This is a genomic window from Clostridium sp. (genome assembly GCF_036642255.1).
Lineage (GTDB): Bacteria > Bacillota > Clostridia > Clostridiales > Clostridiaceae > Clostridium_J.
Map to the genome: position 1 here is coordinate 133628 of NZ_JAVWDJ010000004.1, position 22134 is coordinate 155761.

Genomic DNA, 22134 nt, shown 5'->3' on the forward strand with positions numbered 1-22134 from the left:
ACAAAAGATGGAAAAAAGACTAACAGAGCTTTCAAAAACATCTGGCTGAGCAGCAAAAATAGGGCCGGAGACCCTTTCAAAAATATTAGGTAAATTACCAAAGATGGAGAGCGAGAATTTAATAGTTGGTATTGAAACATCTGATGATGCAGCGGTATATAAATTAACTGATGAAATCGCAGCAATTCAAACTTTAGATTTTTTTACACCTGTAGTAGATGATCCATATACTTATGGAGCTATTGCAGCAGCAAACTCACTAAGTGATGTATACGCTATGGGGGGGAAACCTACTGTAGCCTTAAATATAGTGTGTTTTCCTAACTGTTTAAACATCGAAGTATTAGGTGAAATTTTAAAAGGTGGAGCAGATAAGGTTATAGAGTCGGGAGCTGTAGTTATAGGTGGGCATACGGTGGAAGATGATGAGCCAAAATATGGATTATCTGTCATGGGAATTGTACATCCAGATAAAGTTTTAAAAAACTATGGTTCTAAGGTAGGAGATGTATTAATCTTGACAAAACCTTTAGGAACAGGAATTATTACCACGGCAATAAAGGCTGAATTGGCATCAAAAGAAGTTTATGACGAAGCTGTAAAGGTAATGAGTACATTAAATAAATATGCAGGAGAGATTATTGTAAATTATGAGGTAACTGCATGTACAGATATTACAGGATTTGGAATAATGGGTCATACTTATGAAATGGCTAGTGCATCAGAAGTTACTTTTAAATTATACAAAGAACAGCTACCACTAATAAATGGAGTGAAAGAGTATGCAGAAATGGGATTAATTCCAATAGGTAGCTATAATAATAGGAAATATCTTGAAGGAAAATATGAACTAAAAAATATACCTATATGGCTTCAGGATGTTTTATTTGACCCACAAACTTCAGGTGGACTATTAATATCTGCTTCGCCTACAGAAGCAAAACAAATTATGGAAGAACTCTCAAAGTTAGAACTATTATCAAAAATTATTGGTGAAGTAATACCAATGGGGGATAAACATATTATAGTTGAATAATAGGAGAAAATATATGAATAATCAGTTATTAAGAAAACTACCTAAAATAGATGAATTATTAAAAGAAGAAGTTGTTCAATTAGCAATTGATAATAATCCGCGAAATTTAGTTGTAGATTGTTTGAGAGAAGCTATAGATTTTTTTAGACAAGAAATTTTACAAGGAGCAATAGCTAATATAGAAAAAGAAGAAGTTATTAATCATGCTAATACCATAATTAATAAAAGAAATAAGCCAAATTTGAAAAAGATTATAAATGCTACTGGTACTGTAATCCATACAAATTTAGGACGTTCACTGCTTGCTGAAAAAGCAATGGAAAATGTGCTGGCAGTAGCAGGGAACTATAATAATTTAGAATATGATATAGAAAGTGGAAAAAGAGGTTCAAGATATTCTCATATAGAGGATCTCATTAAGAAGGTTACTGGGGCAGAAGCTGCAATGGTAGTTAATAATAATGCAGCAGCGATAATGCTAGCACTGGACACCCTAGCTAAAGGAAAGGAAGCAATAGTCTCAAGGGGGCAGCTTGTTGAAATTGGGGGATCATTTAGAGTTCCAGATGTAATGAAATTTAGTGGAGCAAAACTAGTAGAGGTTGGAACTACAAATAGAACGCATCTTTATGATTATGAAAATAATATAACTGAAAATACTGGTGTGCTCCTTAAAATCCATACATCTAATTTTAAGATTTATGGGTTTACTGAAGAGGTAGCTATTGAAGAGCTTGTGAAATTAGGAAATGAAAAAAACATACCAGTAATCGAAGATATTGGAAGTGGAGTTTTAATAGACTTCTCAAAATATGGATTCACTTATGAACCTACAGTACAAGAAAGCATAAAAAAAGGTATAGACGTAGTAACCTTTAGTGGTGATAAAATGCTTGGAGGACCGCAGGCAGGCATTATTGTGGGCAAGAAGCAATACATAGACCTTATGAAGAAGAATCAACTTACGAGGGCACTAAGAATTGATAAGATGACTTTGGCAGCTCTTGAAGGTACTTTTAAATACTACTTAGACGAAAAAGATGCAATAAACAATATACCATCTTTAAATATGATATTATCACCAAAAGAAGAGGTGAAGAAGAAGGCTATTAAACTTAAAAAGAGACTTCAGGAAAAGATAAATGAATTCAATTTTGTAGTAGATAGTGATTACTCCATGGTTGGGGGAGGATCCATGCCAACAGAAAAAATTCCAACTTATGTGGTGAAAGTTACCAGTGAGAAGTTTTCACCTCAAGAAATAGAATATAAATTGAGAATGGGCGAAACTCCAGTGATATGTAGAATTTTCAATAATGAAGTTATTTTAGATGCAAGAACTTTGTATGAAAAAGATTTTAATATGGTAGTAAATTCTTTTTATAATATGAATTGATTCTTTGAAAAATAATAAGATTATTTTGTTCAACCACTTTTAGCTAATGAAATTTTTTTATACAAAGGTTTAATTAATATTTGGTTAATACTTAATGTATGAAGCAGAATATTTAATTTCCTAAGAGTGGTTAAATAACCACGGACATTACCATGGTTTTTAAACCATTATTGAAAGGATGTTTAACACTATATGAAGCATATAATAATAGGAACTGCAGGTCATATTGATCATGGAAAGACTACTTTAATCAAAGCATTAACTGGAAGAGAAACGGATACCTTAAAAGAAGAGCAGGATAGAGGAATTTCCATAAACTTAGGTTTTACATATTTTGACCTTCCATCAGGAAGAAGAGCAGGGATTATTGATGTTCCAGGTCATGAAAAGTTTGTAAAAAATATGTTAGCAGGTATAAGTAGTATAGATGTGGTTCTACTTGTAATAGCAGCAGATGAAGGTATAATGCCTCAGACCAAAGAGCATTTTGAAATATTACAGCTACTAAATGTAAAAAGAGGAATAGTGGTTTTAACTAAAGCAGATCTTGTAGACAATGATTGGGTAGATATGGTTAAGGAAGAGATTAAAGAAGAATTTAAAGGAACTTTCCTTGAGGGGGCTCCTATTCATGCGGTATCATCTAAAAACAAATTAGGCTTTGAGAAGCTGATTAAAGATATAGATAAGATGACAGAGGAAGTAGAACCAAAGGATACAGAAGGCCATTTTAGACTTCCTGTAGACAGGGTTTTTAGTATAAGTGGATTTGGCACAGTTGTTACGGGAACTATCATAAGTGGACGAGTTAATGTAGGAGATACCGTACAAATTTATCCATCAAAGACAATATCAAAGGTAAGGGGCATAAGAATACATGATGTACCTTGTGAGTTCGGAGAAGCAGGGCAAAGATGTGCAATTAACTTATCAAACGTAAAGGTTTCTGAAGTGGAAAGAGGCAATGTAATCGCAAAAGAAGATAAAATGGAAGCTTCTTACAGTATAGATTGTAGTTTATATTACTTAAAAAGTGCAGAAAAGCCGTTATTAAATAGACAAAGAGTAAGATTATACCACGGTACTGAAGAAATACTATGTAGAGTAATTTTATTGGATAAAGAAGAAGTTGAACCAGGACAAACTTCTTATGTACAATTAAAGCTAGAAAAACCAATAACAGCGCAAAGAAATGATAGATATGTAATAAGAAATTACTCACCTATGTTTACTATTGCAGGGGGAACAATAATTGAACCAGTAGCACGTAAGGCAAAAAGATTTAATAATGAATATCTAAAAGACCTTCAAATAAAAGAAAGTGGAAAAAATGAAAATATACTTGAAAATACTATAAAAAACTTAAGTGCCAATTATCCAGATATACAAGTAATTCTTAAAAACTTAGGTAAAAATATGGAGAATATTGAGGAAAAGCTAGAAGAACTAGTGGAAGAACGAAAGATTATAAAATTAAAAGCGTTAGAAAGTCCAATATTTATTCATAGTAATTATTTGAAAGAAAAAACTTCCGAATTAGAGCTTTTATTGATGGAATATCATAAAAAGAACTCATTAAAGTTCGGCATGTCAAAAGAAGAAGTTAAAACAAAAATATTTGGGAAAAATATAAAACAAAAAATATATGATGAAATTCTTGGAGTTTTAGTGGAAAGAAAAAAAATTAATGTTAGTGAGAAGTTTATTTCACTTATAGAGTTTAAGATAAAATTCACAAAGGACCAAGAAAGAATGAAGGATATAATAATAAAAGAATTCAAAGATGCAGCTTTTAATCCTCCTAAATTTATGGATATGGCCACAAAAGAAAAAGATAAAAGTGCCTTTAAAATGGTATACGAAGCGCTATTAGATCAAAGTATTCTCTTTAAGCTTAATGAAGATTGTACATTACTAAAAGAACACTATGATAAAGCAAAATTCTTAATCAAAGAGTATATTGAGAAAAATGGTAGTATTGCTGCTGGTTCTGCGAGAGAAGTGCTAGATACAAATAGAAAATATGCCGTTGCAATACTTGAATATTTAGATAGCATTAAGTTCACAAAGCGTGTGGAAAATGATAGGATTCTTTTTTAAATTATAAAAGACTTATTGCAGCATATATAAAAGATATATGCGTTGAAAGTTAAAAGATTAGCATGCTATTAATATAGGGCTCTTATGCAAGTAAACTTTTTTTAGTTTTAATTTACTAAAGAGCTCTCTATTAAGATTTATGAAATATAGAAGAGGTGTAAAAAATTATTTTTGTGTAATAGTGATAATAAATAATTTATTAAAATTTGTCCATAATAAGTTTTATAGGTAGATGTTAATTACGGTTTATCTGTACTTTTTTCAGTGGCTTTTTACAATTGTGAAGCAAAGCAAACTAAAATTTTAAACTGTTTTAGGCATAATACATAAATTCTATAGTTGTTGATTTGTATGCGATAATAATTTTTAAATGTAAATTTACAGTATTATAAAAAATAATGCTTGATTTTTCATTTATAACATAATATAATACAAATTGTGCTTAAGACATATGGGAGTAGATAGGTGCTGGTGTGCCTGCCAGTCTTCAAAACTGTGTTGCCGTGCTAAGACCACGACGGGTGAGTTCGATTCTCACATATTCCCGCCAAACATGCACACATAATGGGTTTGACTATGCTTACGGTAAATGCAGTCAAGCCCATTTTATTTTAAAGAACAAAAATATTTTAAAACACTTGATATGAAACAACACCATTTTTGAGAATAAACTTCAGTACAAGTTTATTCTACTACACTATGAATGATTAAGTTGAGACTTGATGTGTAAAATAAATTCAGGTTATTTGATATAATTATTATAGTTAATTATGCTTCTACTGAAGTCATATATATTTTAAGTTTGAAATTTTGTTAATAAAGTATTAATACTAAAAAGTTTTCATTGAAGCTTTATTAATACTTATTTACTATTAGAGATATGAATACTGCATAAGGAGGGGGTTATTATCATCGCTCTTATATTACTAGTAGTTATGTCCCCTTATACGACAATTTTGCCATTGATTTACACAACATACATGGTAATGTTTAAAAAAGCAAATGTATATAAAAATTCATGGAATGTAGGACTTTTCTCACTGTTCATATGGTCAATGATAGTAGGAATATTAAATCATAGTTCTATATCTTTTATTACATCATTTGTATTTTTAATATATTTTTGCCTTAGTGTGTTTTTGCAAAATTATTGTGTTAATGAAAATAAAGTTGAGGAGTTATATAGATACCTATTATATGCTTCAATTTTTTCAGCAATAATAGGAATTATCGAAAAAATTCTTTTTCTTATTTGGGATATGAGTCTTTGGAGATGGTTGCTTGAAGCGACTGCTCAACCTATATTTGAAAATAGAATTTATAGTACCTTTGGAAATCCTAATATAGCAGGAAATTGGTTTGCAATAATGATTATTCTATCTCTTTATTTTAGAGATATAGCTGATAAGAAGAATAGGTTATTTTATCAAGGTACCACAATTCTATTTGTACTTACATTGTTTTTAACAGGATCTCGTGGTGCATATATAGGGGTATTATTTGGACTTGCTATATATTGGTTACTTAAAAAGAACAAAAAAGATGTAATGTTATTTACATTGATTTTTATATTTATGGCAGCTCTTACTGTTATACCAGCTAATCTCTTTGATTTTCAATTTAATAAGAGTAGTGAAACTAACGGAAACACTATAACTGATAAAATTGAAGAAGGTGCTGAAACTCATGATGTGGGTGAGTCGGTTAATAGTCGTGTAGGTATATGGAGTGGAAGTTTAAAAATGATAGAGGACAAACCGATTACAGGATGGGGGATTATGGCATTTTTAGAGCCTCATTCTAAATATTTGGGTGAATACTATTATAAAACATTATTCCATGCACATAACATCTGGATTACATTTACAACTACCTTAGGTGGAGTAGGGCTCTGTATTTATCTATACATGAAGTTTAATTTGTTTAAGAACCTTGAAATTCTTTATAGAAGGAATTATCGTGTTGTGCCTATGCTAGCTGCTATACAAGCATTGATAATAGGTCACGGGCTTGTAGATTTTACAATAATAGCACCTCAAACAGGAATACTGTTTATAGGATGTTCAGCAATGATAACTTCTTTGGTAAGACAACAAAGTAGTTTGAGCGTTAAACAAACTTTAAGTGTTAGCAAGTATAAATCTCTGTCTAAATGGAGTTAATTAAAAAGATAAGTATATAAACGAGGAGATATCTTATTCAAAGTTATCTCCTCGTTTTTGCATGCAATTATACTTAAAATATAGAATTATAATTAATGAATAAACATTCCAACCATACCATGAACTTCAATGTGAAACTTAAAGTTAAACTGATTGAATTGTATATTATTGGATATTATCATAGCTGAGGTGAGAAGTTAGTGGATAGACCTTTAGTTTATTTGTTCAGTGGGATGTTTTTAGGTATAACATCTTGTGCAGTATTCGTGTATTTTAATTTATTAAGCTCTTTAATTATTACTTTTTTATACATAATAGTAATTTATAAAACTACAAATTATAAGGTTGTTTATATTATTATGTGCTATTTTGTCCTTGGCATTGTATCTTTTAACTTATACTTTAATGGTGATACGCCTGACAGGCTTATGAAGGTTAGATTAACTGAAGACAAAGGCTACTATGTTATTGCAAAGTATAATGGGAGAAAGTTGAAGCTTATAAATATTAATAAGGAATATGAGATAGGAAAAAATTATATAGTTAAAGGTGATTTTAAAAAGGTACCTCTTTATCAAAAAGGTATAATAGGAAATTTTACCGTTAAAGAATTAACCAAGTTAAATAATGATATTATCGGAATCACATATGAGATCAAGAAGGAACTTTATGAAAAATTTAATGAAAAATTAGGAGACTACAATGCTTCCATATTGATGGGGGTATGCTATGGAGATAGTAGCTACATATCTTATGAAGATAAAGAAGCTTTTAATACCTTAGGTATTTCACATGTAATAAGTGTATCTGGATTACATACATCTTTAATATATAGTGCAATAAGCGGTATTTTAGGATATCAACTATCTTTATTTTTATTATTTATATATGTAATATTTACAGGGGCTAAAGCAGCTACAGTCCGTGCTTTTATTATGATTATAGTGTTAGTACTATCAAATAAAACTTGGAAAAACTATGATAATATTTCTGCTCTTTCTTTTGCTGCTTTTATACTTTTAATATTTAGCCCTTATTACATACTGGATGCGGGATATTTGCTAAGTTTTCTAGGGATGCTTGGTATATACCTTTTATATGAAAAGCTAAGAAGAAAACTATATAAGTTACCAATAGTTTTAAATAATTCGATAAGTCTAACTATTGCAGCTTCAGTTTTTACCATACCGTATATTATATTTATATTTAATACCTTTAGTATAGGTAGTTTATTATCTAATCTCATAATCATTCCTTTTTATACTTTTGTTGTAGTAGTTGGAAATGTAGCTTTGTTTGTGTATAAAGTGGAACCAATTTTTAATTTTCTATGTACAATACTTATTTCTATTTTTTCCATTATAAAAGGATCACAGGATTTTTTACTATATTTATTACCAATACCATTAAACTTAAGTTATATTGAAGGTATGGTGGTAGTTTTGTTGTATCCAACTTACTTGCTAATTAAAAGGGGATATAAGTCTTTAATATATATGCCTATAGCCTTATGTTTTTTCGTAATAGTCAATTATTATAAGATTTTTCCACAAGTAAGTTTTATCAATGGAGGAGAATATAATATAATTTCTGTTAATTATAAATGGAGCACATTTTTAATATCTCCCCAAAAAGTAAAATTGAATAGAATTTATGAAAATATAAATGTAAATAAAATTTATGATGAATTTTATAAGGAAGAAAAGATTTACCTTGATAACAAATATTATTTCAAGGTTTATGTGGATAATAAGGAATTAGTTCTATTTCTACATAATGAAAATAATAACATAGTTTTTTTGCAAGAAACTTTTTATGACAACACTAAAGAAAAGAATTTAGGCCAAAGGGTTAGCGTGGAATATCCACTAGATAATACTGAAGTTTTTAATAAAGCTCAAAGGAAAGGAGATACGGAAGAAAAAATCTTCTCTAGAAGTAATAACTATCCTTATGATATAATAAAGGTTATAAAAAACAAGGATATACATGAAAAGGGTCAATATATAAAATCTTTTAATATTATTAATGGAGCTGCTTATGAAACTTATATTCATTAGAGGTTTTATTTAGAAGAGGAGATAACTTTTGATTGGATTAACAGAATTTGAAGGAAACTTAAAGAAAAATAAAATTGATAATTGCTACATTTTTTGTGGAACAGATGAAAATCTTATTAAAACATCAATAGAAGCTATTATAAAAAAAATAATTGAACCATCTTTTAAGGATTTTAATTATACAAGATATGATGGAGAAAAGGTTGATAATGATACAATTTTAAATTCTTGTGAAACACTTCCATTTATGTCTTCAAAAAAAATAGTAGAGATATACAGATCGACATTTTTAGAAGATGCCAATGGAGTAGGAAGCAATAATGGAAAAAAAGTAGATTTTAATGAGCTTTTTAAATACATCAATAACATGCCAGAGTATACTATTTTGATTATGTATTATATTTTCGATAATGATAGAGATAAGATAAGTAGCAAAGTTAAAAAGTTAGATGGAAAAGCTACTGTGGTAAAAATCGACAAGCTTAAAGGGCAAACCCTTCAAAGTAAAGTAAAGGATATATTTCAAAACAAGGGAAAAAGTATTGAAAAAAGTGAAATTAGTTTTTTTTGCAGCATTATAGATAATAATATGAACATTATAAATAATGAAATAGATAAACTTATTAGTTATACAGATGGACGAGAAATAAAACGGGAGGATATTATTGCGTTAATGCCTCCAAAAAGTGAAAATGATATTTTTAACTTAGTAGATTATTTATCACAAAAAAATGTGAAAAAATCAATAGACATATTAAATGAATTGGTTTATAAAGGTGAAAAGCCACCAAAGATTCTGTATATGATAGAAAGACAATTTAAACTGTTGCTTGCTTTAAGTGTAGGTAATGAAGTAGGGAAATCTCATGATATGCTTGCTAGAGAATTTAAACTTAACCCCTACATCGCAGAAAAGATGTTAAAACAAAGTAAAAAGTTTAGTATAAATGCCTTAAGAAAGAATTTAAAACTATGCATAGATGTAGAGAAAATGATGAAGTCAACTAGCGCTGATGATAAAACTATTTTAGAAATGCTTATAATTAATAGTGTAATAAATAAATAGCTAGTAAAAATATGAATTTATTTAAATATAAAAAGTGATAAATTGATTTAAATAAATTACCTATTCAGTAATATTAAATATCTACCCAAATAAACTTAGGTTCTATGTCATGTTTATATTAGTTAAAACATTTGCATTAGATAAAAGAATAGTAAAAATTACTAATAAAATAAAAATTAGCAAGAAATATAATTTCTTGCTATTTTTTATTAAGCAGATAAGTTATTTAATTTTGTTGAAAGTCTAGATTTTTTCCTAGCTGCTTTGTTTTTATGTAGAATTCCTTTTGATGCAGCCATATCTAAAGCTTTAACTACAACTTTTAAGTTTTCTTTAGCAAGTTCAAGTTCTTTGCTTGCTATTGCAGCTTCAAACTTCTTTATTTTTGTTTTTAAAGCAGATTTTATCATAGTATTTCTCATAGTTTTAGCTTGAGTAACTTTAATTCTTTTTTTAGCTGATTTAATGTTTGCCATTATTAATTCACCCCCTTGTATTTTTATCACGTCTCAGCAGCTTTGGGGAAGTCTGCGTATGAGTCTTACATAACAAAAGCTATTATAACACTAATTTTCAACTACTTCAAGTAGATTTTGTCTTGTAATTAAAATTAGATAATATTTGAAATAACCTATTGAAGTTTGTCTTAATATATTGTTGCCAGTTTTCTAAAATATATCATAAAAGTATAGTAATAAATAAAATGGTAAAGATAAATACAAAATCACATATTTTTAAACGGGGTGAAGGTATAATGAGTAATAAATTTGTTAGTGTAAGAACAGATTTAGCATTAGAAGCTAGAGAATATTATACAGAAAAAAATAAGAGTGATGTACCAGGAATTAAGGTAAATGAATATGAGGATGGTAGTGTAAAAGTATCAAGAGTACAAGTAGTAAATGATGAAGGAGAAAGACTGATTGGAAAGCCAAAAGGTTTTTATATAACGTTAGAATTTCCGGAATTTGTTCATTATGATGGAGAAAGTATAGATGAGGTTAGCAAAGTTCTTGCAAAGGAATTATCACCCTTAGTAAAGCTTGAGAATAGTATGACAGCACTAGTCGTTGGTCTAGGTAACTGGAATATTACTCCTGATGCATTAGGTCCTAAGGTCACATCTAAAATAATGGTTACAAGACATTTAAAGGAGTATGTACCTGATAGCATAGATGAAGGAGTAAGACCAGTATGTGCCATAGCCCCTGGAGTTCTTGGGATTACAGGAATGGAGACAGGAGAAATTATTAGAGGGGTAGTTGAAAAAATTAAACCTAACCTAGTTATTTGTATAGATGCTCTTGCATCAAGAAAGACTCAAAGAGTAAACAGAACCATACAAATTGGAAATACAGGAATTTCTCCTGGCGCAGGAATAGGAAATAAAAGAATGGAGCTTAGTGAGAAAACATTAGGAATTCCAGTGCTTGCCATAGGTGTTCCAACTGTTGTTGATGCGGGGACACTAGCTAGTGATACTATAGATTTAGTTATAGATCAACTTTCTGAGCAAGCTACTACTGGAGGACCATTTTATAAAATGCTTCAAGATCTTGATAGAAATGAAAAGCAAAACTTAATACAAGAAGTTCTTGATCCAACTCTTGGAAGCTTAGTTGTGACACCTAAAGATATCGACAAAGTCATAGAGTCTGTATCTAGAATTATTGCAAATGGTATAAATATAGCGCTTCAACCAGCGCTGACACTGGATGATATCAATAAGTATTTAAATTAAAAAAATTAACTATTGTTAATTTTTATTGAAAACAAATATCAAACTAAATCTTAAAAGATAAATCCAACATCTATTGCAGCGATTGTATTCATTGTTTTTATTGTAATAAATTTTAAATTCACCTCATATATTTGGATTAGATTTATACATGAAAATCTGTATCCATTTATAACAGGAGGTGTAAAATGAAGCACAAAAGGAAAAAGCATAAAAATTCACTTGATTTTACTTCGGGAAAAAAAATAGTACTAATCTCACTAATAATAATATTTTTTCTATCAATGTTGATTCCTAAAAAAACAATGGCTTATTCTGAGGAGTCGGAAGCAAATAATAGTACATTATTTGTTGAAGTAGTAGATAATGTGATTTCAACTTTTAAGTTTGCAGGAAGAAATGATGATACAAGTATTTCAGGATTATTTAGTTTAAATCCGTTAAGCATTGTAAAAAATGAAGTGAGTTTTCTAGATAATAAAAATTTTAGAGAAGAATTTGTTAAGGAAGAAATTGTAGAGCAATCAAAGGTTGTAGAACAAATTGTAATAAATCCCTTTAATTTAAATGAAAGTGATATAAGTAAACAAGAGCCAGTGGTGGAAACTGTAGGAAATCCAGAAGATAATTCCAAGAAAAAAGTATTGGTATATCACTCACATACATCTGAAGCCTACTCCACAGCGGAAACAAGAAAACTTGATCCTAATCAAAATATTGTTGCTGTGGGTGATGCTCTCACTAAGGAACTACAGAAACAAGGATTTACAGTAATTCATGATAAAACTATCCATGATATGGACTATAACAAGTCCTATTATAAATCAAGAGAGACAATAAGTAAGTATTATAATAAGTATGGTGATTTTGACTTTGTAATAGATATGCATAGAGATGCAGGACCAGAAAAAAAACATGTAGTTGCGAATATTGGTGGAGAAAATATTGCAAGGCTAATGTTTGTAACAACTACGAAAAATCCAAGATATAAATCTCATATGACCAATATTAATGATATATTTGCTATAGCTGGAAAACTATATCCAGAACTTTTTAGAGCGAGAAATCTACATGAAAATCCCAGTGGAATAAAATATTACAATCAGGACTTAAGTGACAATGCAGTATTAATTGAAGTAGGTGCTACTACTAATACTCTTCAAGAAGCAGTAAATAGTATGAAATATTTTGCTCGTGTTTTATCAGAACATATAAATAACAGAGGAAAAAGTAATTAAATATTGCAATTTGAAAAATCCATGATGTAAGCATTGAGAATTTCTTATGTAAAATAAAGAAAAATTAATTATTAAAGTGGAGAAAAGTGAAATGGTATAAATTTAAGAAAAAGAGTACATCCTTTTAAAAGGAGGTGCTCTTTTTGTATGAGTATAGAGTTTAAATCAAGTGAGCGTAGAAAAAATTTAAAATACAAGCTATTTATTACCTTATTGTTAGCTTTTATTATATATGGAGTCATCACTATTAATATTAATTTGGCTGATGTAGCCAAGGCGAAATCAGCATTTGCAATAGAAATAAAAAATGATCCAATAGAATTGGTATTTGATGTGGGTGAAAGGCAAATAATATTTAGTACAAGGTTATTTGAAAATTTTATGGATGGGACTACAGTAATCTATAAAGCTGTGAAAGATCAGGTAATATCTTTAATGAATTAAATATTGACAAAAATCCTTTCTATTGTGGTATAATTTACAGTGGTTTATTATGAGCAAATAAAGTAAAGTTTATCGAAGAATAAGCAAAGATTATTTGAGCAAATTAATTAACTGAAATAGATAATAAATTTACGGGGGTAATTTTCATGCAAAGTGATAGACAAAAATACATAAGAAATTTCTCTATTGTTGCACATATAGATCATGGTAAGTCCACTCTAGCAGATAGACTTCTTGAAAAAACAGGTACACTGACAGAAAGAGAAATGGAAGCGCAAGTATTAGATAATATGGATCTCGAAAGAGAAAGAGGAATTACAATAAAAGCTCAAGCGGCTAGACTTGTATATAAGAAAGAAAATGGCGAGGAATATATCTTAAACTTAATTGATACTCCTGGACATGTAGACTTTAATTATGAGGTTTCAAGAAGCTTGGCAGCTTGTGAAGGAGCAATTCTTGTAGTAGATGCAACTCAGGGAATACAAGCACAAACCTTAGCGAATTGTTATTTAGCTCTTGACCATGATCTGGAAATAGCACCGGTAATAAATAAAATCGACTTACCAAGTGCAAGACCAGAGGAAGTAAAAAAGGAAATAGAAGATGTAATAGGAATTGATGCTTCAGATGCACCTCTTATATCTGCAAAAACAGGATTAAATATAGAGGATGTACTTGAATCTGTTGTTAAGAAAGTTCCAGCGCCTACAGGAGATGAAGAAGCTCCACTTAAGGCTTTAATATTTGACTCTTACTATGATAGTTATAAAGGTGTTGTGACGTATATAAGAGTTTTCGATGGAGTTGTTAGACCAGGAACGAAAATAAAGCTTATGGCTTCAAATAAGATATACGATGTAACAGAAGTAGGGGTATTTACACCTGCACCACTTCCAATCGGAGAACTTAGAGCAGGAGATGTTGGATATTTAAGTGCATCAATTAAAAATGTAAAAGATGCAAGAGCAGGAGATACCATCACTGAAGCAAATAGACCGGCTCAGCAAGCATTGGAGGGTTACAGACCTGCAATACCAATGGTATTTAGTGGAATTTATCCTGTAGATGGAGCAAAGTATGAAGCCTTAAAGGAAGCATTAGAAAAACTTCAATTAAATGATGCAGCTCTTTCCTTTGAACCTGAAACATCAATAGCTCTTGGATTTGGTTTCAGATGTGGATTTTTAGGATTACTTCATATGGAAATTATTCAAGAGAGAATTGAAAGAGAATTTAATTTAGATATTATAACTACAGCACCTTCTGTTATTTATAAAGTTATGAAGACTGATGGTGAATTGTTAGAAATAACAAATCCAACGAACCTTCCTGAACCAACAGAAATTTCACATATGGAAGAGCCTTTGGTAAAAGCAGCAATCATTACTCCTTCTGAGTATGTGGGAGCAGTTATGGAACTTTGTCAGGAAAAGAGGGGAATATTCATAGATATGCAATATCTTGAAGAAACAAGAGTTGTTATAAATTATGATATGCCTCTAAATGAAATAGTGTATGACTTCTTTGATGCGTTAAAATCAAGAACTCGTGGATATGCATCCTTTGATTATGATCTAAAAGGATATAAAGAAACAAAACTTGTTAAACTTGATATTTTATTAAATGGGGATGTAGTTGACGCATTATCAATGATAGTTCCATCGGAGAGAGCATATCATAGAGGAAGAGTCATGGTTGAAAAACTTAAGGAGATAATTCCAAGACAAATGTTTGAAATTCCAATTCAAGCAGCAGTTGGTTCAAAAATAATTGCAAGAGAAACTGTTAAAGCAATGAGAAAAGACGTACTTGCAAAGTGCTATGGTGGAGATATCACCAGAAAGAAGAAACTTCTTGAGAAACAAAAAGAAGGTAAAAAGAGAATGAGACAGGTAGGTAGTGTTGAAGTTCCACAAGAAGCGTTTATGGCAGTGCTTAAAGTAGACTAAAAGATTTTAGATATTTGCATAATTAATGAAGTCGATGTTATATATGGAAAAGAGGAAATTTATGGACAGTGTAGGATTATATATCCATGTACCATTTTGTAAAATGAAATGCTACTACTGTGATTTTCCTTCCTTTAGTGGAAAAGAATCTAGTATGATAGATTACGCTAAAGCCCTTTCTAAAGAAATAGATATAATGTGTAAAGATAAAAAGATAAGAACAATATTTATAGGTGGGGGAACTCCCACCTATTTATCTTTAGATGGGTGGAAAATCATAAAAAAATCTATAGATAAATTAGAAAATGTAAATTTAGAATTTACTATTGAGGGAAATCCAAAAACTTTTTCAGAAGATAAATTGGAGCTATTTAAGAATATGGGAGTCAATAGAATATCACTTGGACTTCAAGCTTGGCAACAAGAACATTTATCTTCACTAGGAAGAATTCATACTTTAGAGGATTTTAAAAAAACCTTTAATTTATTAAGAAGCTATGGGTTTGAAAATATAAATGTTGATTTAATGTTTGGGTTACCAAATCAAACAATTGCACAATGGAGGGAAACTTTAGAACAAGTAATAAAATTAGATCCAGAGCATATATCTGCTTATGGATTAATAATAGAAGAAGGTACACATTTTTATGCTCTTCACGAAAAAAATCTACTAACACTTCCAGAAGAGGATTTAGAGAGGCAAATGTATGAAGAAGCAATCGGAATATTAAATCAAAATGGATACATTCAATATGAAATTTCAAATTTTAGCAAAAAAAATAAAGAATGTATTCATAATTTAATTTACTGGAATCTGGAGCCATACATTGGGTGTGGTAGTTCTTCTCACTCATATTCAGAGGATATTAGGTATAGAAATGAGGAAAATATAGAAAAATATATTTTGAGAATGAATAATGAGAATAATGTCATAGTTGAAAAACATAAAAACAATAGAGAAGAGAATATTGAAGAATTCATGTTTTTAGGATTACGAAAAACTAATGGAGTTAGTATTTCTGAGTTTGAAGAAAGATTTAAGGAAGATATCTACACTATTTATGGAGATATTATTAGTAAATATAAAAGTTTGCAGTTATTAAATATTCGCAATGGGAGGATGTTCCTTACTTCAAAAGGTATAGAAATATCTAACACTATAATGGCTGAATTTTTATTGTAAAATAATTTTAAAAACTATTGACAATTATTTTCTTAAGTAATATATTAAAAATATAGTAATTAGCACTCAATGACAGTGAGTGCTAATAAAGAGGTGATAGGATGGAGATGGATGGAAGAAAAATCAAGATACTTCAGGCCATAATTAATGATTACATCAATTATGGAGAACCTGTGGGATCCAGAACCATTGCTAAAAAATACGACTTGGGCATTAGCTCAGCTACTATCAGAAACGAAATGGCTGACCTTGAAGAAATGGGATTCCTTGAGCAGCTTCACACTTCTTCAGGAAGAAAACCTTCAGATAAGGGGTATAGACTTTATGTAGATAAATTAATGGGAACTTCCATTCTTTTACCAGAGGAACAAGAGGCTATTAAAAACTACTTAATAGATATTGCATTTTACGAAGTTGACAAAATTATTAGAGCAGCAACAAATATTCTTTCTGATCTAACAAAATTAACTTCAATAGTGAAAGCTCCTTCTGTTAAGAAAAGTTCTATTAAGATTATTCAGCTTATAAGTTTAGATAGAGGAAGTATTTTATCCACAATTATTACAGATAGCGGTATTATAAAACATAACTTAATTAAAATTAGCAATCCCATTGACCTTAATAAGATTTTAAAAGTTAATAATATTTTAAATAAAGCACTGTCTGGGATTACTATTCAGCATATATCTTTAGATTTTCTTTTGAATTTGAAGCAAGAGCTTATGGGATTTGAAGAGATTTTTGATGCAATGATTCCTGTACTCTATGAAAGTCTCGTGGATAACGAGTATGGTGAGGTGTATACACAAGGAACCACAAATATATTTAACTATGCTGAATATAACAATATTGATAAAGCTAAAGAGTTTTTAGGTTTAGTTAATAATGAAGAAAGCCTTAAAAATATATTAGAACAAAGTAATGTTCATGGAAGCTTATCTGTGAAAATTGGCCAGGAAAATTTTGTTGAGTGTGCTAAAGAGTGTAGTATCATAACAGCTACCTATAGCTACAATGGAAACACATTAGGAACTATAGGGGTTATTGGACCTACTAGAATCCCCTATGCTAAAGTAATATCCGTTCTTGATAGTATAGTAACTGAGATAAATAATAATATATCCAAAATATATGATAACTCAAAATAAAAGGTTTATTATATTAAAGCATCTCAAAAATATCCGTCGCATTTTGACTTGTTATTTTGTTTCAGATGCTTAAGATAGGATTGGAGGAATCACATTTGCATAATAATTTTGATGAAAAAAATGAAAATGATGCAGAAGTAAACATGGAAAAAGTTAATGAGGAAATTCTAGAGGAAAACAAAATTCTTGAAGAAGATAGTGAAGAAACTCTAGAAGAGTCTGAAATCAATGAGGATATGGAGTTTGAAAATCTATCCCAGGAGGACAATGAATTGTTGAAAGTTAGATCGTTAAAAGAAGAAAATAAAAAGCTTCAAGAGGAATTAGATTCCTTAAAGGATAGATTACTTAGAACTGTGGCTGAATATGATAACTACAGAAAAAGAAGCATTAAGGAAAAAGAAAATATATACGTTGATGCTTGTGAAGATGTGTTAAAGGAAATGTTTCCGGTAATTGACAACATGGAGAGGGCATTATCAGTTAATGGTAGTGCAGAAGATCTTAAAAAGGGTATAGACATGACAGTGAAACAATTCACCACCGCGCTTAGTAAGTTAGGAATTGAAGAAGTTTCTACTGATGGAGAATTTGACCCGAATTTTCATAATGCAGTAATGCATGCTGAGGATGAAAACTTTGGCAAAAATCAAATTGCTGAAGTATTCCAAAAGGGATATAAAAAAGGAAACAAAGTTTTAAGATATAGTATGGTTAAAGTTGTAAATTAAAATTTGGAGGTAATTTAATATGGGAAAAATAATAGGAATTGATTTAGGAACAACTAACTCTTGTGTAGCTGTAATGGAAGGTGGAGACGTAGTTATTATACCTAACGCTGAAGGCGCTAGAACGACACCATCTGTAGTATCTTTTGTTGCAAATGGAGAAAGACTTGTTGGCCAAGTGGCAAAAAGACAAGCAATTACAAATCCAGAAAAAACTATTATGTCAATCAAAAGACATATGGGAACAAATCACAAAGTTAATATAGATGGAAAAGAATATGGACCACAAGAAATATCAGCAATGATACTTCAAAAAATTAAGGCTGATGCAGAAGCATATCTTGGAGAAACAGTTACAGAAGCTGTTATTACAGTACCAGCATACTTTAACGATAGCCAAAGACAAGCAACTAAGGATGCTGGAAGAATAGCTGGTCTTGAAGTTAAGAGAATCATCAATGAGCCAACAGCAGCATCTCTAGCTTATGGTCTTGATAAGATGGATACAAATCAAAAAATATTTGTTTATGACTTAGGTGGTGGTACTTTTGACGTATCTATCCTAGAACTTGGTGATGGAGTATTTGAAGTTAAATCTACCAATGGAGATACTAAATTAGGTGGAGATGACTTTGACCAAAAGGTTATGGACTATATAGCTAACACATTCAAAGCTGAAAGTGGAATAGATTTAAGAAATGATAAAATGGCACTTCAAAGATTAAAAGAAGCTGCTGAAAAAGCTAAAATTGAGTTATCATCATCAATGCAAACAAGTATTAACTTACCATTCATCACTGCTGATGCAACTGGTCCAAAACACATTGATATGAACTTAACTAGAGCTAAGTTTAATGAATTAACTCATGATTTAGTACAAAGAACTATAGAGCCAATGAGAAAAGCTCTGCAAGATGCAGGATACTCAATGAATGAAATCGATAAGGTTGTATTAGTTGGAGGTTCTACAAGAATACCAGCAGTTCAAGACGCAGTTAAGAACTTTACTGGAAAAGAGCCATCAAAAGGAGTTAACCCAGATGAGTGTGTTGCAGCAGGTGCAGCTATTCAAGCAGGTGTACTAACAGGAGAGGTTAAAGACGTACTATTACTAGACGTTACTCCATTAACTCTTGGTATTGAAACTATGGGAGGAATAGCTACTCCGTTAATAGAAAGAAATACAACTATTCCAACTAAAAAGAGTCAAATCTTCTCAACTGCAGCAGATGGTCAAACTTCTGTTGAGATAAATGTTGTTCAAGGGGAAAGACAAATGGCAGCTGATAACAAAACCCTTGGAAGATTCACTCTTTCAGGTATAGCACCAGCTCCAAGAGGAATTCCACAAATAGAGGTTACTTTTGATATAGATGCTAATGGTATAGTTAAAGTATCTGCAAAAGATAAAGGAACTGGAAAAGAAGCTAATATTACTATTACAGCTTCAACTAACCTAAGCGAAGATGAAATTCAAAAGGCCGTTAATGAAGCTGAAAGATTTGCGGAAGAAGATAAGAAGAGAAAAGAATCAATAGAAACTAAAAACAATGCAGATCAGCTTGTGTACCAAACAGAAAAAACAGTAACTGAACTTGGTGAAAAAGTTTCTGCTGAAGATAAAGCTAAAATCAATGAAAAAGTAGAAGCTTTAAAGAAAATAAAAGATAGTGAAGATATAGAAGGAATCAAAAAAGCTACTGAAGAGTTAACTCAAGAATCTTATGCTATATTCGGTAAGATATATCAAGCTGAAGGTGCACAAGGCGGAGAACAAGGCTTTGACCCAAACAACATGGGTGGAGCAGGAACACAAGGTGGAGCTAATGAAGGCCCACAAGGTGACAACGTAGTAGATGCTGACTTCAAAGTAGATTAATTTAAGTTAAAGTAAATTATACTTTTACTGATTTCAATTTCAAATACAAATATTAAGGGATAGGATCTAACCTTCCCTTAATTAAATTAAACTAGTAGGATTAAACCCTTACTAGTTTAATTTCAGCGTAAAAATAAAAAAGTATTTTAAAACTATGAATAAATTTACTAAGTTTTTAACATATGGTATGAAGTAAAACTTAACTAATATACAATTATATTTATTAGGTCTTAATAATGATGAACATTTTCCAATATATAACATAACCTATAAAGTGTTGAATTTATACCTAATATGTTTTATCATATAAAACAGAGAAAAATAGGTGGTGAAAGACAAAATGGCTAATAAAGATTATTATGAAGTACTTGGAGTAGATAAGAATGCAAATGAAGAAGAGATAAAAAGAGCCTTCAAAAAAGCAGCTCTAAAGTACCATCCAGATAGAAATCCAGACAATAAAGAAGCAGAAGAAAAGTTTAAGGAACTTAATGAAGCATACCAGGTTTTATCAGATTCTGAGAAAAGGCAAAGATATGATCAGTATGGAACCGCAGATTTTAATGGTCAAGGTTTTGGTGGTTTTGATGGCTTTGATTTTGGTGGCTTTGGTGGGTTTGGTGACATATTTAGTGATATATTTGGTGGAGGGCATTCATCTAGAAGCAAAAATGCACCAAGAAAAGGTGCCGACTTAGAATATAATCTTAATCTGACCTTTGAAGAAGGTGTGTTTGGTTGTGAAAAAGAGATTTCAGTAACCAGAAGAGAAAGATGTGAAACTTGTTCAGGAACTGGGGCAAAACCAGGAACTTCAGCAAATACATGTTCAAAATGTGGTGGATCTGGACAGATTAGAGTTACTAGAAGTACTCCACTAGGTACTATAGCAACACAAGCAACTTGTGATGCTTGTGGTGGAAAAGGGAAAACCATTGATGAACCATGTCCAACTTGTCGAGGAATAGGTAAGGAAAGAAAAACTAGAAAAGTAAGCATAAATGTTCCTGCAGGAGTAGATACAGGAAATGTAATGCCACTAAGAGGTCAAGGAGAAGCTGGTGAAAATGGTGGTCCTCCAGGAGATTTATACATTAATATTAGGGTTGCACCTCATAAGACTTTTAAAAGACAAGGTTTCGATATCCATATGGAAACCCATGTAAGTTTTGCTAAAGCTACCATTGGAACAGAAATAAAGGTTCCGACAGTAGATGGAGATGTAACTTATAAAGTACCTGCAGGTACACAACCAGGCACTGTGTTCAGATTAAAAGGTAAAGGTGTGCCAAGAGTTAATTCTGCTGGTAGAGGCGACCATTATGTTAAAGTAATAGTTGATGTTCCTAAGACATTAAATGATAAGCAAAAAGAGGCTTTGAAAATGTTTATGGAAGCTAGTGGTGAAAGTGTTGAAGGTGTGGATGAACATAAAAAATCTATTAAAGACTTCTTTAAGAAATAAAAGTATCCATTATTTCAAATTCAAATAATAAATAGTTTTTCAAAATAATATAGTAATGATTATTTTTTAAATAGTGTCCTAAAACTTAGGCCACTATTTTTTTATAAAGAAAAATGTACATTTATAAATATACAAGAATAAAGTTTGAAAATATTTTGGAAGTTTCAAGCCTGTAAGCTTCTACAAGTGTCAGTTGTCCAGCTTAAGAATATTGCTTTGGTGGCAGTCTAAATTTGACCCTTGTATTCTTAAGACTTAGGTAGCTTGTTGCGACCTTAATATGATTTCAGCTATGGATAAGATTTATCTTTTGTTTGAGTGAGTAGGATGTAAAAAATGTTATTAGTAAATTATGAAGTGTTAGGTTATATATAGAAACATACTATAGGGTTTTTCCTACCATATAAAAAATTGAAGATTAATTTAATATTCTGGTTATTGAATTGTAGAAGAAATAAGAAAGTCTAACCATAAAGTTAATTTCCAAGGGTTATTTTTCCTCATTTAGGTAATTGTTTCTAGGGGGTTGTGCTAACCAT

At 30.5% G+C, this 22134-nt stretch carries 16 protein-coding genes and 1 tRNA gene; 16 read left to right on the plus strand and 1 reads right to left on the minus strand.

What is annotated here, in order from left to right; genetic code table 11:
• Positions 1 to 7: 7 nt before the first annotated feature.
• The 7 genes from selD (at position 8) to holA (ending at position 9820) form a co-directional block, all read left to right on the plus strand.
• Positions 8 to 1036, plus strand: a complete 1029-nt coding sequence (gene selD, locus RR409_RS03485; RefSeq protein WP_332556330.1) for a selenide, water dikinase SelD — start codon at positions 8 to 10, stop codon at positions 1034 to 1036.
• Positions 1037 to 1049: 13 nt separating this feature from the next.
• Entirely contained in the window at positions 1050 to 2432 is a 1383-nt protein-coding gene (gene selA / locus RR409_RS03490; protein WP_332556331.1) for an L-seryl-tRNA(Sec) selenium transferase, read from the plus strand.
• A gap of 192 nt (positions 2433 to 2624) precedes the next feature.
• Positions 2625 to 4532 (plus strand): selenocysteine-specific translation elongation factor, encoded by a 1908-nt coding sequence (selB, locus tag RR409_RS03495; protein ID WP_332556332.1) that lies wholly within the window; start codon positions 2625 to 2627, stop codon positions 4530 to 4532.
• A 453-nt stretch (positions 4533 to 4985) separates the two neighbouring features.
• Positions 4986 to 5082, plus strand: a tRNA-Sec gene (locus RR409_RS03500).
• Positions 5083 to 5671: 589 nt separating this feature from the next.
• The gene (locus tag RR409_RS03505) at positions 5672 to 6694 is read left to right on the plus strand and encodes an O-antigen ligase family protein (protein WP_332556333.1); all 1023 of its coding nucleotides are present in this window, start codon (positions 5672 to 5674) and stop codon (positions 6692 to 6694) included.
• Positions 6695 to 6894: 200 nt separating this feature from the next.
• On the plus strand, positions 6895 to 8754 hold the full coding sequence (locus tag RR409_RS03510) for a ComEC/Rec2 family competence protein (RefSeq protein WP_332556334.1): 1860 nt from the start codon (positions 6895 to 6897) through the stop codon (positions 8752 to 8754).
• A gap of 28 nt (positions 8755 to 8782) precedes the next feature.
• On the plus strand, positions 8783 to 9820 hold the full coding sequence (holA, locus tag RR409_RS03515) for a DNA polymerase III subunit delta (protein ID WP_332556335.1): 1038 nt from the start codon (positions 8783 to 8785) through the stop codon (positions 9818 to 9820).
• A 209-nt stretch (positions 9821 to 10029) separates the two neighbouring features.
• On the opposite strand, the gene rpsT is transcribed toward holA, so the two are convergent.
• A complete protein-coding gene (gene rpsT / locus RR409_RS03520) occupies positions 10030 to 10296 on the minus strand; it encodes a 30S ribosomal protein S20 (RefSeq protein ID WP_332556336.1) in 267 nt (88 codons plus the stop codon).
• A gap of 278 nt (positions 10297 to 10574) precedes the next feature.
• Here rpsT and gpr point away from each other — a divergent pair, with 278 nt between their 5' ends.
• From gpr to dnaJ, 9 genes are all read left to right on the plus strand, one after another.
• Positions 10575 to 11561: a GPR endopeptidase gene (gpr, locus tag RR409_RS03525; RefSeq protein WP_332556337.1), complete on the plus strand. Its 987-nt coding sequence runs from the start codon at positions 10575 to 10577 to the stop codon at positions 11559 to 11561.
• 185 nt (positions 11562 to 11746) lie between these two features.
• Positions 11747 to 12796, plus strand: a complete 1050-nt coding sequence (locus RR409_RS03530; RefSeq protein WP_332556338.1) for a stage II sporulation protein P — start codon at positions 11747 to 11749, stop codon at positions 12794 to 12796.
• A gap of 147 nt (positions 12797 to 12943) precedes the next feature.
• Positions 12944 to 13240: a hypothetical protein gene (locus RR409_RS03535; RefSeq protein ID WP_332556339.1), complete on the plus strand. Its 297-nt coding sequence runs from the start codon at positions 12944 to 12946 to the stop codon at positions 13238 to 13240.
• 146 nt (positions 13241 to 13386) lie between these two features.
• Positions 13387 to 15192, plus strand: coding sequence for a translation elongation factor 4 (gene lepA / locus RR409_RS03540; RefSeq protein WP_332556340.1), 1806 nt, complete (start codon positions 13387 to 13389; stop codon positions 15190 to 15192).
• Positions 15193 to 15253: 61 nt separating this feature from the next.
• Positions 15254 to 16375: a radical SAM family heme chaperone HemW gene (gene hemW, locus RR409_RS03545; protein WP_332556341.1), complete on the plus strand. Its 1122-nt coding sequence runs from the start codon at positions 15254 to 15256 to the stop codon at positions 16373 to 16375.
• Positions 16376 to 16482: 107 nt separating this feature from the next.
• Positions 16483 to 17523: a heat-inducible transcriptional repressor HrcA gene (gene hrcA, locus RR409_RS03550; protein WP_332556369.1), complete on the plus strand. Its 1041-nt coding sequence runs from the start codon at positions 16483 to 16485 to the stop codon at positions 17521 to 17523.
• Between the two features lie 95 nt (positions 17524 to 17618).
• On the plus strand, positions 17619 to 18254 hold the full coding sequence (gene grpE / locus RR409_RS03555) for a nucleotide exchange factor GrpE (protein ID WP_332556342.1): 636 nt from the start codon (positions 17619 to 17621) through the stop codon (positions 18252 to 18254).
• 19 nt (positions 18255 to 18273) lie between these two features.
• On the plus strand, positions 18274 to 20130 hold the full coding sequence (dnaK, locus tag RR409_RS03560) for a molecular chaperone DnaK (protein WP_332556343.1): 1857 nt from the start codon (positions 18274 to 18276) through the stop codon (positions 20128 to 20130).
• Between the two features lie 340 nt (positions 20131 to 20470).
• A complete protein-coding gene (dnaJ, locus tag RR409_RS03565) occupies positions 20471 to 21595 on the plus strand; it encodes a molecular chaperone DnaJ (protein WP_332556344.1) in 1125 nt (374 codons plus the stop codon).
• Positions 21596 to 22134: the final 539 nt, after the last annotated feature.

Coding starts and splice junctions, on each gene's coding strand:
- selA (WP_332556331.1), top strand. CDS start 1,050: ATGAATAATCAGTTATTAAGAAAACTACCTAAAATAGATGAATTATTA.
- selB (WP_332556332.1), top strand. CDS start 2,625: ATGAAGCATATAATAATAGGAACTGCAGGTCATATTGATCATGGAAAG.
- rpsT (WP_332556336.1), bottom strand. CDS start 10,296: ATGGCAAACATTAAATCAGCTAAAAAAAGAATTAAAGTTACTCAAGCT.
- gpr (WP_332556337.1), top strand. CDS start 10,575: ATGAGTAATAAATTTGTTAGTGTAAGAACAGATTTAGCATTAGAAGCT.
- RR409_RS03530 (WP_332556338.1), top strand. CDS start 11,747: ATGAAGCACAAAAGGAAAAAGCATAAAAATTCACTTGATTTTACTTCG.
- RR409_RS03535 (WP_332556339.1), top strand. CDS start 12,944: ATGAGTATAGAGTTTAAATCAAGTGAGCGTAGAAAAAATTTAAAATAC.
- lepA (WP_332556340.1), top strand. CDS start 13,387: ATGCAAAGTGATAGACAAAAATACATAAGAAATTTCTCTATTGTTGCA.
- hemW (WP_332556341.1), top strand. CDS start 15,254: ATGGACAGTGTAGGATTATATATCCATGTACCATTTTGTAAAATGAAA.
- hrcA (WP_332556369.1), top strand. CDS start 16,483: ATGGATGGAAGAAAAATCAAGATACTTCAGGCCATAATTAATGATTAC.
- dnaK (WP_332556343.1), top strand. CDS start 18,274: ATGGGAAAAATAATAGGAATTGATTTAGGAACAACTAACTCTTGTGTA.
- dnaJ (WP_332556344.1), top strand. CDS start 20,471: ATGGCTAATAAAGATTATTATGAAGTACTTGGAGTAGATAAGAATGCA.